At 71.6% G+C, this 15394-nt stretch carries 11 protein-coding genes; 6 read left to right on the forward strand and 5 right to left on the reverse strand.

Going from position 1 to position 15394, the window contains the following annotated elements:
- Window positions 1-50 precede the first annotated feature (50 nt).
- The 6 genes from ilvD to PKE79_RS12440 all read left to right on the forward strand — a co-directional run bounded on the left by ilvD (window position 51) and on the right by PKE79_RS12440 (window position 7094).
- Entirely contained in the window at window positions 51-1754 is a 1704-nt protein-coding gene (gene ilvD, locus PKE79_RS12415; protein WP_271174010.1) for a dihydroxy-acid dehydratase, read from the forward strand.
- A 63-nt stretch (window positions 1755-1817) separates the two neighbouring features.
- Window positions 1818-3623, forward strand: a complete 1806-nt coding sequence (locus PKE79_RS12420) for an acetolactate synthase large subunit (protein WP_271174011.1) — start codon at window positions 1818-1820, stop codon at window positions 3621-3623.
- A 1-nt stretch (window position 3624) separates the two neighbouring features.
- Complete coding sequence (ilvN, locus tag PKE79_RS12425; RefSeq protein WP_271174012.1) at window positions 3625-4134, forward strand: acetolactate synthase small subunit; 510 nt, start codon at window positions 3625-3627, stop codon at window positions 4132-4134.
- Window positions 4135-4194: 60 nt separating this feature from the next.
- Entirely contained in the window at window positions 4195-5223 is a 1029-nt protein-coding gene (gene ilvC / locus PKE79_RS12430) for a ketol-acid reductoisomerase (protein WP_271174013.1), read from the forward strand.
- Between the two features lie 157 nt (window positions 5224-5380).
- Window positions 5381-5800 (forward strand): YciI family protein, encoded by a 420-nt coding sequence (locus PKE79_RS12435; RefSeq protein WP_271174014.1) that lies wholly within the window; start codon window positions 5381-5383, stop codon window positions 5798-5800.
- 4 nt (window positions 5801-5804) lie between these two features.
- Window positions 5805-7094: an RNA polymerase sigma factor gene (locus PKE79_RS12440; RefSeq protein ID WP_271174015.1), complete on the forward strand. Its 1290-nt coding sequence runs from the start codon at window positions 5805-5807 to the stop codon at window positions 7092-7094.
- On the opposite strand, the gene PKE79_RS12445 is transcribed toward PKE79_RS12440, so the two are convergent.
- The 5 genes from PKE79_RS12445 to PKE79_RS12465 form a co-directional block, all read right to left on the reverse strand.
- The gene (locus PKE79_RS12445; RefSeq protein WP_271174016.1) at window positions 7095-8021 is read right to left on the reverse strand and encodes a carbohydrate kinase family protein; all 927 of its coding nucleotides are present in this window, start codon (window positions 8019-8021) and stop codon (window positions 7095-7097) included.
- A gap of 17 nt (window positions 8022-8038) precedes the next feature.
- A complete protein-coding gene (locus PKE79_RS12450; protein WP_271174017.1) occupies window positions 8039-9160 on the reverse strand; it encodes a hypothetical protein in 1122 nt (373 codons plus the stop codon).
- Between the two features lie 118 nt (window positions 9161-9278).
- Window positions 9279-12554 (reverse strand): pectinesterase family protein, encoded by a 3276-nt coding sequence (locus PKE79_RS12455; protein ID WP_271174018.1) that lies wholly within the window; start codon window positions 12552-12554, stop codon window positions 9279-9281.
- Window positions 12555-12664: 110 nt separating this feature from the next.
- On the reverse strand, window positions 12665-14050 hold the full coding sequence (locus PKE79_RS12460) for a DNA recombination protein RmuC (RefSeq protein ID WP_271174019.1): 1386 nt from the start codon (window positions 14048-14050) through the stop codon (window positions 12665-12667).
- Window positions 14051-14111: 61 nt separating this feature from the next.
- The gene (locus tag PKE79_RS12465) at window positions 14112-15347 is read right to left on the reverse strand and encodes a dicarboxylate/amino acid:cation symporter (RefSeq protein WP_271174020.1); all 1236 of its coding nucleotides are present in this window, start codon (window positions 15345-15347) and stop codon (window positions 14112-14114) included.
- Window positions 15348-15394 lie beyond the last annotated feature (47 nt).

Raw genomic sequence — 15394 nt, forward strand, 5'->3', positions numbered from 1 at the left:
CACCTGCGCAGCGGCACGGCGGCGCCCTGCGCGGGGAATAGACTTCCAGCGTGAGCGATACCCCTGAGATCGACATCAAGCCCCGCAGCCGCGTGGTGACGGACGGCATCGAGGCCACGACGTCGCGCGGCATGCTCCGCGCCGTGGGCATGGGAGACGCCGACTGGGACAAGCCCCAGATCGGCATCGCCTCGAGCTGGAACGAGATCACCCCCTGCAACCTGTCGCTCGACCGGCTCGCGCAGGGCGCGAAGGAGGGCGTGCACTCGGGCGGGGGCTACCCGCTCCAGTTCGGCACCGTCTCGGTCTCGGACGGCATCTCCATGGGCCACGAGGGCATGCACTTCTCGCTCGTGAGCCGTGAGGTCATCGCCGACAGCGTCGAGACCGTCATCATGGCCGAGCGCCTCGACGGCACGGTCCTGCTCGCGGGCTGCGACAAGTCGATCCCCGGCATGCTCATGGCCAGCGCGCGGCTCGGGCTGTCCAGCGTCTTCCTCTACGCCGGCTCGATCGCACCCGGCTGGGTCAAGCTCTCGGACGGCACCGAGAAGGACATCACGATCATCGACTCCTTCGAGGCCGTGGGCGCGTGCCGCGCGGGCCTCATGTCGGAGGAGGACCTCAAGCGCATCGAGTGCGCCTTCGCCCCGGGCGAGGGAGCCTGCGGCGGCATGTACACGGCCAACACGATGGCCTCGGTGGCCGAGGCGCTCGGCCTGAGCCTGCCCGGATCGGCCGCGCCGCCCGCGGCCGACCGCCGGCGCGACTACTTCGCGCACCGGTCGGGCGAGGCCGTCGTCGAGCTGCTGCGGCAGGGCATCACGACCAAGGACATCCTGACGAAGGAGTCGTTCGAGAACGCGATCGCGCTCGCGATGGCCCTCGGCGGCTCGACGAACGTGGTGCTGCACCTGCTCGCGATCGCACGCGAGGCCGAGGTCGAGCTGAGCCTGCACGACTTCAACCGCATCGGCGACCGCGTGCCGCACGTGGCCGACATGAAGCCGTTCGGAAAGTACGTCATGAACGACGTCGACCGCCACGGCGGCATCCCCGTCATCATGAAGGCGATGCTCGACGAGGGACTCATCCACGGCGATGCGCTCACCGTCACCGGCAAGACCGTCGCGGAGAACCTGCGCGAGCTCGACCCCGACCCGATCGACGGCACGGTGGTCCACCGCTTCGACGACCCGATCCACGCGACCGGCGGGCTCACCATCCTGCACGGCTCGCTCGCGCCCGAGGGGGCGGTCGTCAAGACCGCCGGCTTCGACGCGTCGGTGTTCGAGGGCCCCGCGCGCGTGTTCGAGCGCGAGCGCGGCGCCATGGACGCGCTCGCGAACGGCGAGATCGCCGCGGGCGACGTGGTGGTCATCCGCTACGAGGGCCCCAAGGGCGGCCCCGGCATGCGCGAGATGCTCGCGATCACGGCGGCCATCAAGGGCGCTGGCCTCGGCAGGGATGTACTACTCTTGACAGACGGTCGATTCTCAGGCGGCACAACCGGGCTGTGCATCGGCCATATCGCACCAGAGGCGGTGGACGCTGGTCCCATCGCCTTCGTGCGCGATGGTGATCTGATCAGGGTCGATATCGCGGCTCGCACTCTCGACCTACTCGTCGACGAAGCAGAGCTGAGCTCCCGCCGGGAAGGCTGGGAGCCCCTGCCCCCGCGCTACACCCGAGGCGTTCTGGCCAAGTACTCCAAGCTCGTGCGCTCCGCCGCGGAAGGCGCGACGACCGGCTGAGCCGGTCCCGGCCCCGCCGCGTCCGCTGAGCACCCACTCGACCAACAGCGAGGAAGCATCATCATGCCTGCCGAAACCGCACCGGCCGTTCCGCGGCCACCCGCTCGCACCTCCGCGCAAGCGCCCGTGCTCACGGGCGCCGAGGCGGTCGTCCGCTCGCTCGAGCTGCTGGGCGTCACCGACGTCTTCGGCCTTCCGGGCGGCGCCATCCTGCCCGTCTACGACCCGCTCATGTCGGCGGCCTCCCTGCGCCACATCCTCGTCCGGCACGAGCAGGGTGGCGGCCACGCGGCGGAGGGCTACGCCTCGGCCAGCGGCAAGGTCGGCGTGACGATCGCGACGAGCGGCCCGGGCGCGACCAACCTCGTGACCGCGATCGCCGACGCGTACATGGACTCGGTGCCGATGCTGGCCATCACCGGCCAGGTGTTCTCCACGCTCATGGGCACCGACGCGTTCCAGGAGGCCGACATCGTCGGCATCACGATGCCGATCACGAAGCACTCCTTCCTCGTGAAGGACGCCGCCGAGATCCCCGGCGCGATCGCCGCGGCGTACGAGATCGCCTCGACCGGCCGCCCCGGGCCCGTGCTCGTCGACATCACGAAGGACGCGCAGCAGGCCGAGGCCCCGTTCGTCTGGCCGCCCCGCTACGAGCTGCCGGGCTACCGCCCTGTCACGAAGGCGCACGGCAAGCAGATCCAGGCCGCCGTGTCGCTCATCGCTGAGGCGCGCAAGCCCGTCCTCTACGTCGGCGGCGGCGTCATCCGCGGCCGCGCGGCGGAGGAGCTGAAGACCTTCGCGGAGGCGACAGGCGCGCCCGTCGTCACCACGCTCATGGCGCGCGGCGCGTTCCCCGACTCCCACTCGCAGCACCTCGGCATGCCCGGCATGCACGGGGCGGTGCCGGCCGTGCTCGCCCTCCAGGAGAGCGACCTCATCGTCGCCCTCGGCGCGCGCTTCGACGACCGCGTCACTGGCAAGGCGGCGCTCTTCGCCCCGCACGCGAAGGTGGTGCACGTCGACATCGACCCCGCCGAGATCTCCAAGATCCGCACGGCCGACGTGCCGATCGTGGGCGACCTCAAGGAGGTGCTCGTCGATCTCGACACGGCGTTCCGCTCGACGACGCAGGGCGGCGCACCGGACTACGACGAGTGGTGGGCCTACCTGCGCGGCCTGCAGGATCAGTACCCGCTCGGCTTCGCCCCGACGACCGACGGGCTGCTCTCGCCGCAGCACGTCATCCAGCGGATCGGCGAGCTCACCGGCCCCGAGGCGGTCTACGCCGCGGGCGTGGGGCAGCACCAGATGTGGGCGGCGCAGTTCATCAAGTACGAGCGCCCGAACTCGTGGCTGAACTCCGGTGGCGCCGGCACGATGGGGTACTCGATCCCCGCCGCGATGGGCGCGAAGGTCGCCGAGCCGCACCGCGTGGTGTGGGCGATCGACGGCGACGGCTGCTTCCAGATGACGAACCAGGAGCTCGCCACGTGCGCGCTCAACGACATCCCGATCAAGGTCGCGATCATCAACAACTCGTCGCTCGGGATGGTGCGGCAGTGGCAGACGCTGTTCTACGACGGCCGCTACTCGAACACCGATCTCCAGACGGGCCACGACACCGTCCGCATCCCCGACTTCGTCAAGCTGGCCGAGGCGTACGGCTGCCTCGCGATCCGCGTCGAGCGGGAGGACCAGATCGACGACGCGATCCGCCTCGCGCTCGAGACGAACGACCGCCCCGTCGTGATCGACTTCGTCGTGAGCGCCGACGCCATGGTGTGGCCGATGGTGCCGCAGGGCGTCAGCAACAGCTACATCCAGTACGCGCGCGACCACTCGCCCGCCTTCTCCGAGGAGGACTGACATGTCGTCCCACGTGCTGAGCCTGCTCGTCGAGGACCGTCCCGGTCTGCTCACCCGCGTCGCGGGCCTGTTCGCCCGACGCGGCTTCAACATCCACTCCCTCGCCGTCGGCGTCACCGAGATCCCCGGGCTCTCCCGGATCACGGTCGTCGTCGACGTCGACGACCTCCCGCTCGAGCAGGTCACGAAGCAGCTCAACAAGCTCATCAACGTCGTGAAGATCGTCGAGCTCGACCCCGCGGCGTCGGTGCAGCGCGAGCACATGCTCGTGAAGGTGCGCGCCGACAACGCGTCCCGGTCGAACGTCCTCGAGGTCGTGAGCCTCTTCCGCGGCAACGTCGTCGACTACGCGCCCGACGCGCTCGTGATCGAGATCACGGGCGACCAGGGCAAGGTCGACGCCTTCCTCAAGGCCATCGAGCCCTTCGGCATCAAGGAGCTCGCGCAGTCGGGGCTGCTCGCCCTCGGCCGCGGCGGCAAGTCCATCACCGAGCGCGTCCTGCGCGGCTGATCAGAACCTCGGGCGGCGGTGCGCCGCCCGCGACGAACCCCATCCAAGGAGAGAAATACAGTGAGCACCGAGATCCTCTACGACGCAGACGCCGACCTGTCGATCATCCAGAACAAGAAGGTCGCGATCGTGGGCTACGGCTCGCAGGGCCACGCGCACGCGCAGAACCTCCGCGACTCGGGCGTCGAGGTCGTCATCGCGCTGAAGGACGGGTCGAAGTCGACGCAGAAGGCGCAGGAGGAGGGCTTCGAGGTCAAGAACGTCGCGGACGCCACCGCGTGGGCCGACCTCATCATGATCCTCGCGCCCGACCAGCACCAGCGCTCGATCTACGCCGAGTCGATCGCGCCGAACCTGTCCGAGGGCAAGACGCTCGCGTTCGCGCACGGCTTCAACATCCGCTTCGGCTACATCGACGCTCCCGAGGGCGTCGACGTCATCCTCGTCGCGCCCAAGGCCCCCGGCCACACCGTGCGCCGCGAGTTCGCGGCCGGCCGCGGCATCCCCGACATCATCGCGGTCGAGCGCGACGCGTCGGGCCAGGCCTGGGACGTCGCCCTCTCGTACGCGAAGGCGATCGGCGGCACGCGCGCCGGCGTCATCAAGACCACGTTCACCGAGGAGACCGAGACCGACCTCTTCGGCGAGCAGGCCGTCCTCTGCGGCGGCATGAGCCACCTCGTGCAGGCGGGCTTCGAGGTGCTCACCGAGGCCGGCTACCAGCCGCAGATCGCCTACTTCGAGGTGCTGCACGAGCTCAAGCTCATCGTCGACCTCATGTGGGAGGGCGGCATCGCCAAGCAGCGCTGGTCGATCTCGGACACGGCCGAGTTCGGCGACTACGTCTCGGGACCGCGCGTCGTCGACGCGCACGTCAAGGAGAACATGAAGGCCGTGCTCGCCGACATCCAGTCGGGCGCGTTCGCCAAGCGCTTCATCGACGACCAGGACGCGGGCGCGCCCGAGTTCCTCGGTCTGCGCGAGAAGGAGCAGCAGCACCCGATCGAGGCCACGGGCAAGGAGCTCCGCGCCCTGTTCGCATGGAAGCAGCAGGACTCGGACTACGTCGAGGGCTCGGCCGCGCGCTGATCTCCTGACCCGACCGACCCGGCCGCCGCCCTCACGAGGGGCGGCGGCCGATCTTTTTCGAACTTTCTCCGTGCGCATGTCGATCTGCGTCTGGCTCGTTCGACGCGTCAGTGAGAGGGTCGAGAGGCGGCCTTCGCACCAGACCGAGGAGAACATCATGGGCAAGTACATGCTGATCATGCGCGACACCGACGAGGCTCTCGCCGCGTCGAAGGAGATTCCCTTCGAGCAGATCATCGCGGCGATGGGGGCCTACAACGAGTCGATGATGAAGGCCGGCGTCCTCGCCGGCGGCGAGGGGCTCACGGACGCCGCAGAGGGCGTCGTCGTCGACTTCTCGAGCCAGCCGCCGGTCGCGACCGACGGCCCGTACGGCGAGACGAAGGAGCTCTTCAACGGCTTCTGGATCCTCGACGTGCCGACGATCGAGGAGGCGGTCGAGTGGGCCAAGCGCGCGCCGCTCGGCCCCGGCAGCAAGCTCGAGGTGCGCCGCATCAGCGGCGTCGAGGACTTCCCCGCCGACAACGAGTGGATCCAGAAGGAGGCCGGGTGGCGCGAGCAGCTCGGCACCGAGTGATCCCATGAGCGACACGACGGATGCCGCCGTGCGCGCATCGCGCGCGGCGGCATCCGCGCGCAGGAGCGTCGAGGCCGTGTGGCGGATCGAGTCGGCCCGCATCGTCGCGACGCTCACGCGGTTCACGGGCGACTTCGCGGCCGCCGAGGACCTCGCGCAGGACGCCCTCGCGGCAGCGCTCGAGCAGTGGCCGCGCGACGGCGTCCCCGCCAATGCGGGCGCCTGGCTCGTCGCGGTCGCCCAGCGCCGGGCGATCGACGGATGGCGGCGGCGCGAGCGGCTCGACGAGCGCTACGCGGCGATCGCGCGGGAGCTCGAGAGCGCCGACCTGGACACCGAGCCGTACGATCCCGACGAGATCGACGACGACGTGCTGCGGCTCGTGTTCATCGCCTGCCATCCCGCGCTCTCGCGCGAGGCGCAGATCGCGCTGACCCTCCGCGTCGTCGGCGGTCTCACGACCGAGGAGATCGCGCGCGCCTTCTTCCTGCCCGTCGCGACCGTCCAGCAGCGCATCGTGCGCGCGAAGAAGACGCTCGCCGCGGTGAAGGCGCCGTTCGAGGTGCCGGGGCGGGAGGAGTTCGCCGAGCGGATGGGCACGGTGCTGAGCGTGCTCTACCTCGTGTTCAACGAGGGGCACGTCGCCAGCTCGGGCGAGCGGTGGCTGCGCGCGGATCTCGCGCACGAGGCGCTCCGACTCGGCCGCGTGCTCGCGGAGCTCGCGCCGCGCGAGCCCGAGGTGCACGGCCTCGTCGCCCTCATGGAGTTCACGGCCGCGCGGTTCCCCGCGCGACTCGGCCCCGACGGGGAGCCGGTGCTGCTCGACCGGCAGGACCGGACGCGGTGGGACCGGCAGCTCATCGCCCGCGGCAGGGCCGCGCTCGCCCGCGCGGATGCGCTCGGGCGAGGGCGCGGGGCCTACGCTCTCCAGGCGGCGATCGCCGAATGCCACGACGTCGCGACCTCGGTCGAGTCGACCGACTGGGAGCGCATCGTCCTCCTCTACGAGGCGCTCGCGCGCCTCGCCCCCTCGCCCGTCGTCGAGCTGAATCGGGCGGTCGCCGTCGCGATGGCGACCGGCCCGGCCAGCGCGCTGCCGATCGTCGACGAGCTCGACCGGTCGGGCGCTCTCGCCGGCTCGCACCTGCTGCCGTCGGTCCGCGGTGAGCTCCTCGCGCGCCTCGGCCGGAACGCCGAGGCGCGCGCGGCCCTCGAGGAGGCGGCGCGACGGACGGCGAACGAGCGCGAGCGCGACGTGCTGCGCGCGAAGGCCGCTGCGCTGCCCGAGGGGTGATCAGCCGCGGGCGTCGAGCTCGGCGCGCGTCGGCGGGTCGGCGCCGGGGCGCGACACCGTCACCGCGGCGGCGTCGGCGCTGCGCCGCAGGAGGGACGTCAGCCGTGCGCTGTCGAGCGCGGCGACCGTCTCTCGCGCGCGCGACCCGGACGCGCCCGCATCGAGCAGGCCGTCGACGAGTGCGCCCATGAAGGTGTCTCCGGCTCCGACGGTGTCGACCACGTCGACGCGCGGCGCGGGGACCCGCACGACCCCGCTCGCGGTCGCCGCGAGCGCTCCCTCGGCCCCGGAGGTGATCACGACGAGCGCGGGTCCCGCGGCGACCCAGGCACGTGCGACCTCCTCGAGGTCGGCTCCGGGATGCAGCCAGGCGACATCCTCGTCGCTCGCCTTCACCGCGTCCGCGCGCTCGATGAGCGCGCGGACGCGGCGGCGGACGTCGTCTGCGTCCGTCACGAGGCTCGGGCGGATGTTCGGGTCGAACGTCACCAGCGCGCGGCCGCGTGCGCGCTCGACGAGGGCGAGCACGGCGGCGGCGCCGGGGGCGAGCGTCGTCGCGATCGATCCGACGTGGACGGCGCCCGGGATGTCCGCGCCCGCGGCGTCGACATCCCACTCGATCGCGAACGCGTAGCGCGCGGCGCCGGTCGCATCGAGGACGGCCGTCGCGGTGGACGTCCGTGCGGCCGCGCGCCCGGTCACCTCGACGCCGGAGTCCTCGAGCCACGCGCGCACGAGGCGGCCGCGGTCGTCGTCGCCGACATGCGTGAGGAGACGCGGGCGGCGGCCGAGGCGTCCCAGGGTGATCGCGACGTTCGCGGGGCTCCCTCCCGGCTTCTCGTCGACGGTGCCGTCGGCGCGGTGCACGATGTCGACGAGGGCCTCTCCGACGACGAGGACGTCGGGGGATGCGCCGGTGGGGGTCATGGGTTCTCCTTCGCGGATCAGAAGGCGGCGGCGTACGCCTCGTAGGTGGTGCCCTCGGGGTGCACCTCGGTGAAGAGCGCCTCGAATGGAGCGCCCTCGTCGGCGGTGACGGCCGCGTCGGGGTAGGCCGTTGTGACCTCGAAGATCGCACCGTCGGCGTCCCGCGCGAGCACGATCACCTCGGCGAGCTCGATGTCGGCCGTGCCCTCCGTGGTCACGACGCCCTCCACGGCCGTCGAGTACTCGTCGGACACGTCGGTCAGCTCGCCGACGACGAGGGGACCGTACTCCTCGATGGGCGCCTCGTCGTACTCCTCGACGACCGGGTCGATCACCTCGATGCCGTCGATCTCCTCATCGGCTGCCTCGAAGTATCCCGTCACGACGGTTGTGCCCGGCAGCAGCGTGCGCGGCGTCGAGCCGGCGTCGAGCACGTCGCCGTCGGCCGTGTGCGCCTCGACGTCGAGGAACGCGTACTCGTATGCGACGTCGCTCTGCGGCACCTCGAGCACCGCGACGTACCACCAGTAGTCGTCGTCGCCCCGCAGACGGCCGAAGGCGGTCTCGGTCGTCTCGATGTCGACGGTGATCGACTCGGCGGGCGGCTCGTACAGATCGGTCGGGCCGAGTGCCGGCGGGGACGAGATGAACGAGCCCACGGCGGCGAAGACCGACACGACGAGGACGACGATCGACGCGATCCCGCCCGCGACCGCGACGACGATCGCGGCGATGCTGAGGCCCCTGCCCTCCGCCCTGCGGACGAGGGCGACGATCGCCACGACGATCGCGGCGATGAGGAACAGCCACGACAGGCCGGTCACGACGGGGATGAGGGCGAAGACGAAGCCGACGCCCGCGAGCACGATCGCGGTGATCGCGAGGGCCATGCCGGGGCGGGGACCCGGGGCGGATGGGGGCGCTCCGTAGGCGGCGTAAGGCGAGCCGTAGGGCGGAGCCGGCTGTGCCCCGTAGGGCGGAGTCGGCTGAGCGCCGTAGGGCGGAGCGCCGTAGGGCGGTGCGGGCGGCGCCGCGTACGGCGGGATCGGAGCCGGGGGCGGTGTCGGCGCTGCCGACGGCGGCTGCGGGGGAGGCGACGCGGGAGCCGGAGGGATGTCGGGCGTGCTGTCGTCGGTCACGAGCGCCTCCTCGATGGCTGGGCGGACGGCGGCGCCGTGCGCGGTGTCCCTCCATCATCGTGCATGCGCCAGGCGGTGCGGGAGCGTCGTCGGACGCTCCCGCACCGCCGACCCGCGCTCAGAGCCAGGGGCTCCAGCCGTCGTCGCCCTGCAGGTACGCCTCCCGCGTGTGATCGCGAGCCTGCTCCTTCGTCAGCTGCGGTCGTCCGTCGGCGCCCGCGACGGCGGCCCCGTCGCCCCGGTTCCGGTACTCGGCGAACCGGTCGTCCTGCCACCGCCATCCGCTCATGTCGGTCCACGCCGGCGTGGAGATGTGCGCACCGAGGTGCGAGTTGCGGACGACCATCGACGGGTCGACGTCGGGGTTGCTGCTCGGGTGCCACGGCCGACCGAGGAACACTGTGCCGGCGGCCGCGTCGGACGTGAACCGGCTGCCCTGGAAGAGGAAGCCCGCGACGCCCGCCGCGGTCGAGGGCGCCGCGACGTAGCCGTTCACGGCCTGGCCGCGGTCGAGGGAGTGGATCCGGCTGTCCTCGAACACGGCCGTGGCGCGTCCGTAGATGAAGTCCACGTCGCCCTCGATGTAGGAGTCGGTCACGTACACGCGCGAGGTCTGCGTGATGTGCGGGGTGTCGGCGAGGAACGTGTCCTGGTTGCCGAGCAAGCGCACGCCGTCGAGCACCGTGCGGTCGCCGACCGTGCGCAGCGCAAGCGCCTGGCTCTGCCCCTTCGCGGCCTCGTCGTAGGCGTTCTCGATCGTGAGGTCCGCGAGCGTCACATCGTCGGCCATCGCGGAGACGGTGGGCGAGCCGGTGTGCCCCTGCGTGCCGCCGTAGAACTTCTGCTGCCCGGCCGCGAGATCGTACGTGATCACGACGTCCTCGGCGATGCCCGTCGCGCCGCGGATCGTGAGCCCGTCGGCGTCCGGCCAGATCCGGACGACCTCGCGGTACACCCCGGGCTGCACGACGACCTCGACGGGATGATCCGCGCGTGCGGCGGCGCCGACGGCAGCGCTCACGCTCGCGAAGTCGCCCGTGCCGTCGAGCGCGACCGTGACCGAGTCGCCGACGGCCTCCTCGTCGCCGAGCGAGCCCGCATGCGCGGCGAGGATCGCGGGGATCTCCCGGGCGGGGTCGGGGTGGTACGCGTAGCGATCGGCGGGCTCGAACGTAACGCCGGTGTCGTCGCGTCGACCGCGGGTGCCGGTGAACACGTTGTCCCGGGAGTCCACGGCCGAGCCGTCGCCGTAGGCCACGATGGGGTCCTCGCCGTTCTCGAAGTAGCTCTGCTCGACGACCACCTGCGATCCCTCGCGGGCGAGCATGCCGTAGCTCCCCGTGCCCTCGAGATGGTTGTTGTACGCGTGCGCGGCGGATGCCCCGCCGATGCTCGCGTTGCGCTGGTAGGTGTTCGAGAAGCGGTTGTGGTGCAGCGTGATCTCCGTCGCGACCTCCTCGGACCATCCGATCCCGACCGTCTTGTTGTGGTCGGAGAACGTGTTCCACGAGAGCGTCACCGCTGTCGACCCCTTCCGCACGTCGACGAGGCCGTCGCCGAGGCGCGCGAAGTCGTTGTGGTCGATCCACACGTGCGTCGCGGCATCCATCCGGATGCCGTCGTTGTCGTTCTCGCGGGTCTTGCCGTCCCAGTCGCCAGGGACGTACGAGTCGCGGAAGGAGAGGTTCCGCACGATGACGTTGGACGAGCCCTTGAGGAGGAGGCCGCCGCCGACGAGCGCGGCATCGGCGTCGGCTCCCGCGATCGTCTTGTCGTCGGCGACCTCGATCATCTCGCCGAACGGGACCTCGATGGCGCCCTCGACGAGGATGACGAGCGGATGGCGCGCGGCGGCGTGCCGGGTGAGCTCGTCGGCCGTGCGCACGGTCACGGTCGCGCCGCCCGCTCCGCCCGTCGTGCCCTGCGGCCGCTCGGGCGACGGGAGCGAGGCGAAGCCGGTCGCCGTGGGCGCCCACACCGGCCCGTCGGCGGTCGCATCGGCGGGCGCGCCGATCACGGCGAGCAGATCCGCTCCCGCATGCGCAGGGTCGAGCGGGTCGCGCCAGGTCTCGAGGACGCCGGAGCCGGCCCCCTCGGCGACCGCGCGGGCCGCGACCTCGGCGGGCTGGATCGGGCCATGCGGGCCGGCGGTCCCGGTCACGGCGCCCGCGAGGGGCAGATCCGGGTTCGCCGCGTTGTAGGCCGCGAGCACGTCGACCTCCGCGCCGTTCACCCAGGTGCCCGCGGCGTCTATGCCGGTGCCGCCGAAGTGGCCGATGATCCGGTCGGGGGTCACTCCCTCGGCGAGCTCGAAGGTGTTCTCGCGCGCGATGATGCTCGATTCGACGCCGACGCCCCACGAGTAGATGTAGTGGCCGGGGTCGGTCACCCGGTAGGTGTTGTCGTACACGTGCGCCTGCCCGAAGCGCACGCGGGGAGCGCGCTGGTTGAGGTCGACGAGCTCGTTGTGGTGCAGCGTGACCCGCAGCGCGCCGCGGTCGGTGATGCGGTCGTCGCCGTTGCCCCAGAGGAGCGACTTGTCGTGCCCCTGCATCCGGCTCCACGAGATCGTGACGAGGTCGGCCGCGCGGACGACGTCGAGCAGGCCGTCGTGCCGCAGGAAGCGCTCGCCGAAGTAGACCGGCTGATCGGCGTCGACCGTGTCGCCGTCGTCGAGGGTGAGGTGGTCGAGCCAGACGTGCGTCGATCCCGAGACGACGAGGTTGTCCCATTCGGTCTTCCAGGTCTCGCCGTTCCACGTCGGGAAGCAGTCGTAGGCGTCGGAGATGCGGAGGTTCCGGATGATCACGTCGTCGACGCCCGACACCTGGAAGGTGAATCCCGTGAGCGCGACGTCGCCCACGCCGATGACCGTCGTGTTCGAGCCGATGCGCGCCTCGATCTGCGCGCGCTGCACTGCCTGCGACGCCTTGCGCGCGTCTTCCAGCGCCCCCTTCGCAGGGCCGCTCCACACCGCGGGGTCGTATGCCGCCAGGTACGCGTCGAGCGAGTAGCCGTCTCGTGCGTACTCCTCGCACGCGATCCGCGTGCCGTCGGCGCGGGTGTTCGCGTCGATGTCCGCGACGACCCGGACGATCTTGGGCTCGTCGCCCGCAACGGCCGCGACGAGCTCGTCGCGGGTGCGGACGTCGATCACGCGGTCGGCCGGCGCGTCGGCCCCGCCGGTCGTCCCGCCGTCGAGGGAGGCCCATCCGTCGCCCGCGGGAAGCGTCTGCCGCTCCACGGGGACCGCAGGCGCCGGCGCGCCCTCCGCTGCGGGGGCGGCGCTCGGCTGGGCGTGCGCGGGCGCCGCGAGGAGGGATGCGCCGACGGCGGTCGCGAGGACGCCGACGGCGATCGGGGAGGGGTGTCGTCGAGGATGTCTCCAGGGCATGTTCGCTCTCCTTCGAGGGACCGGTGGTGCAGGCGCACCGGGCACGTCATCGTGCAGTAACCGGTTTCTCGAAAGCTAGCGACGCCCATCGGCGTCGTCAAGAGGGGCGGTCAGAGGCGCTCCTCGCGCACCTGCGCGATCGCCTCGGGCGCGAACGACGCCGTCGGCTCGTCGGCGTAGAGGTCGGCCTTCTGCGGGGCGATCGCGAGCGCCTCGACAGGCGCCGTCTCCGTCAGGACCTCGTCGAGCCCCTGCAGGGCGCTGAAGCGGCGCGCCTGGGTCACGACGTTCCGGTCGAGCGATCCGGCGAAGCGGTTGTATGCCTCGACGGTGGCGTTCAGGCGCTTCCCGAGCGTCGCGAGGTGCGCGCCGAGCGTGCCGAGGCGCTTGTGCAGCTCCTTGCCGACGAGGAAGATCTGCTGCGCCTCCTGTGCGAGCTGGTCCTGTCGCCACGCGTGACCCACCGTGCGCAGCAGGGCGACGAGCGTCGAGGGAGTCGCGATCACGACGTTGCGCTCGAACGCGTACTCGTACAGTGTCGCGTCCTCGTCGAGGGCGGCGGCGAGGAAGGGCTCGGCGGGGACGAACATCACGACGAACTCGGGCGACCCGGCCACCGCGTCCCAGTACTCCTTCGCGCCGAGGTCGTCGATGTGCTTGCGGAGGTGGCGGGCGTGAGCCTGCAGTCGCTGCGCGCGCACCGCGTCGTCGGTCGCCTCCATGGCCTCGAGGTAGCCGCTGAACGCGACCTTGGAGTCGACGACGACGCGCTTGTCGCCGGCGAGGTGGATGACGAGGTCGGGCCGGAGCGCTCCGTCGTCGGTGACATGGTGGGACTGCTCGGCGAAGTCGACGTGGTTGAGCATGCCGGCGGCCTCCACGACCCGCCGCAGCTGGAGCTCGCCCCACCGCCCGCGCACCTGAGGAGCGCGCAGCGCGTTCACGAGGTTGCGGGTCTCCGAGCCGAGCGCCTCCGACGAGCGCCGCATGTGCGCGAGCTGCTCCGCGAGAGCGGCGTTCGCCTCGAGCCGCGCCCTCTCGGCGGTCGACACCTCGGTCTTGACGGTGTCGAGCGTCTCGCGGATGGGGGCGATGAGCCGCTCGACCGCCTCCTGCCGTCGGCGCAGCTCGGCCGCGCCCTCGCTCTGGCTGCGCGTGAGGCGCTCCTCGGCCTGCGCGAGGAAGCTCCGCGTGTTGGCCTCGAGCGCGCGCCGGCTGAGCGCGTCGAACTCGTCGGCGAGGCGCTTCTGGTCGGCGCGCAGTTCGTCGACCCGCTCGGCTGCGAGCGTGCGCTCCTCCGCGACGCGCGCCGCGGTCTCCGCGCGCGCCGACGCGACGTCGCGCTGCAGGCTCGCGATCTGCAGGCGGGCGGCGCCGAGCTCCGCGCGCTGCTCGGCGTCTGCCGCGCTCCCGCGCTGGCGGCCGACGACGAAGCCGAGCGCCCCGGCGAGGGCCGCGGCGATCACGGCGATGGCGATGACGAGGAGGATGTCCATACCGGCATTGTGCGCGAGGGGTCGGACATCCTCGGGCGCGCCGAGCGCGCGCCCTCACCGGTCAGGTGCGGACGGCGTCCTGCTGCTCCGAGTCCTCGCCGATCCTGCCCCGCGCGAGCCTGTTGATGACGAGTGCGATCGCGCCGTCGCCGGTCACGTTCGTCGCCGTGCCGAAGCTGTCGAGTGCGATGTACAGCGCGAACATGAGGCCGACCTCGGTCTCGCCGAAGCCGAGCATGCTCGTGAGCAGGCCGGCGGCGGCGGCGATCGCGCCGCCGGGGACGCCGGGGGCCGCGATCATCATGACACCGAGCATGAGGATGAACGGCAGGTAGGACCCGAGCTCGACCGGCCCGCCCGTGATGAGCAGGATCGCGATCGAGAAGCAGGTGATCTTCACCATCGAGCCCGAGAGGTGGATGGTCGCGCACAGCGGCACGACGAACCCCGCGACCGCGTCGCTCACGCGATTGCGCTTGACCGACTCGAGCGTGACCGGGATGGTTGCGGCCGATGACGAGGTGCCGAGCGCCGTGCCGTAGGCGTCGCGCATGTTCCAGAGGGCCCTGAGCGGGTTGACGCCCGCGATCGCGCCCGCGGCCGCGTACTGGAGAAGGAGCACGACGAGCGTGAGCCCGAAGGACACCGCGACGACCACGACGAAGCGGCCTACGACGTCGACCGCCTCGCCGCTGCGCGCCAGATCCATGAAGATGCCGAAGATGTAGAGGGGGAGCGCCGGCACGATGACGTGCCGGATGAGCGACTCGATGACCGTGCGGAACTCGACCGCCGCCTTGAGGAGGATCGACGGGCGGATGGCCGTGAGCCCGATGCCGACGACGAACGCGAGCACGAGCGCCGTCATCACCTCGAGAGCGGGCGGCAGCACGATCTCGGTGGGCGACCCGCTCGGGCTCGAGGCGACCGTGAAGTACGGCGTCAGCCCCGAGCCGCTGCCCTCGGTGAGGGCCTCGAGGCTCCGGTCGCTCATGACGGGGGTGAAGATCCACCGGCTGACGGCGTAGGCGAGGAGGCCGGCGAGGATGGTCGAGGCGTACGCGATCGCCGCGGTCAGGCCGAGCCACCGGCCGGCGCCGCGTCCGAGCTCGGCGATCGCGGGGGTGACGAGCCCGATGATGATGAGCGGGACCGAGAATCCGAGGAGGCCCGAGAAGACCGAGTTGTAGGTGAGGAAGACGTTGCCGAGCCATTCCGGCATGACGGGCCCGGTGACGATGCCCAGCGCGATCGCGATGACGATCCAGGCGAGGAGGGGGAGGCGGAGGAATGTCATCGGGATCCCGATCGGCCGTCGCGGCGCGCCGGCCCGGCGCCGGCGCG

The sequence above is a fragment of the Microbacterium barkeri genome (assembly GCF_027921765.1).
GTDB classification, from domain to species: Bacteria; Actinomycetota; Actinomycetes; order Actinomycetales; family Microbacteriaceae; genus Microbacterium; species Microbacterium barkeri.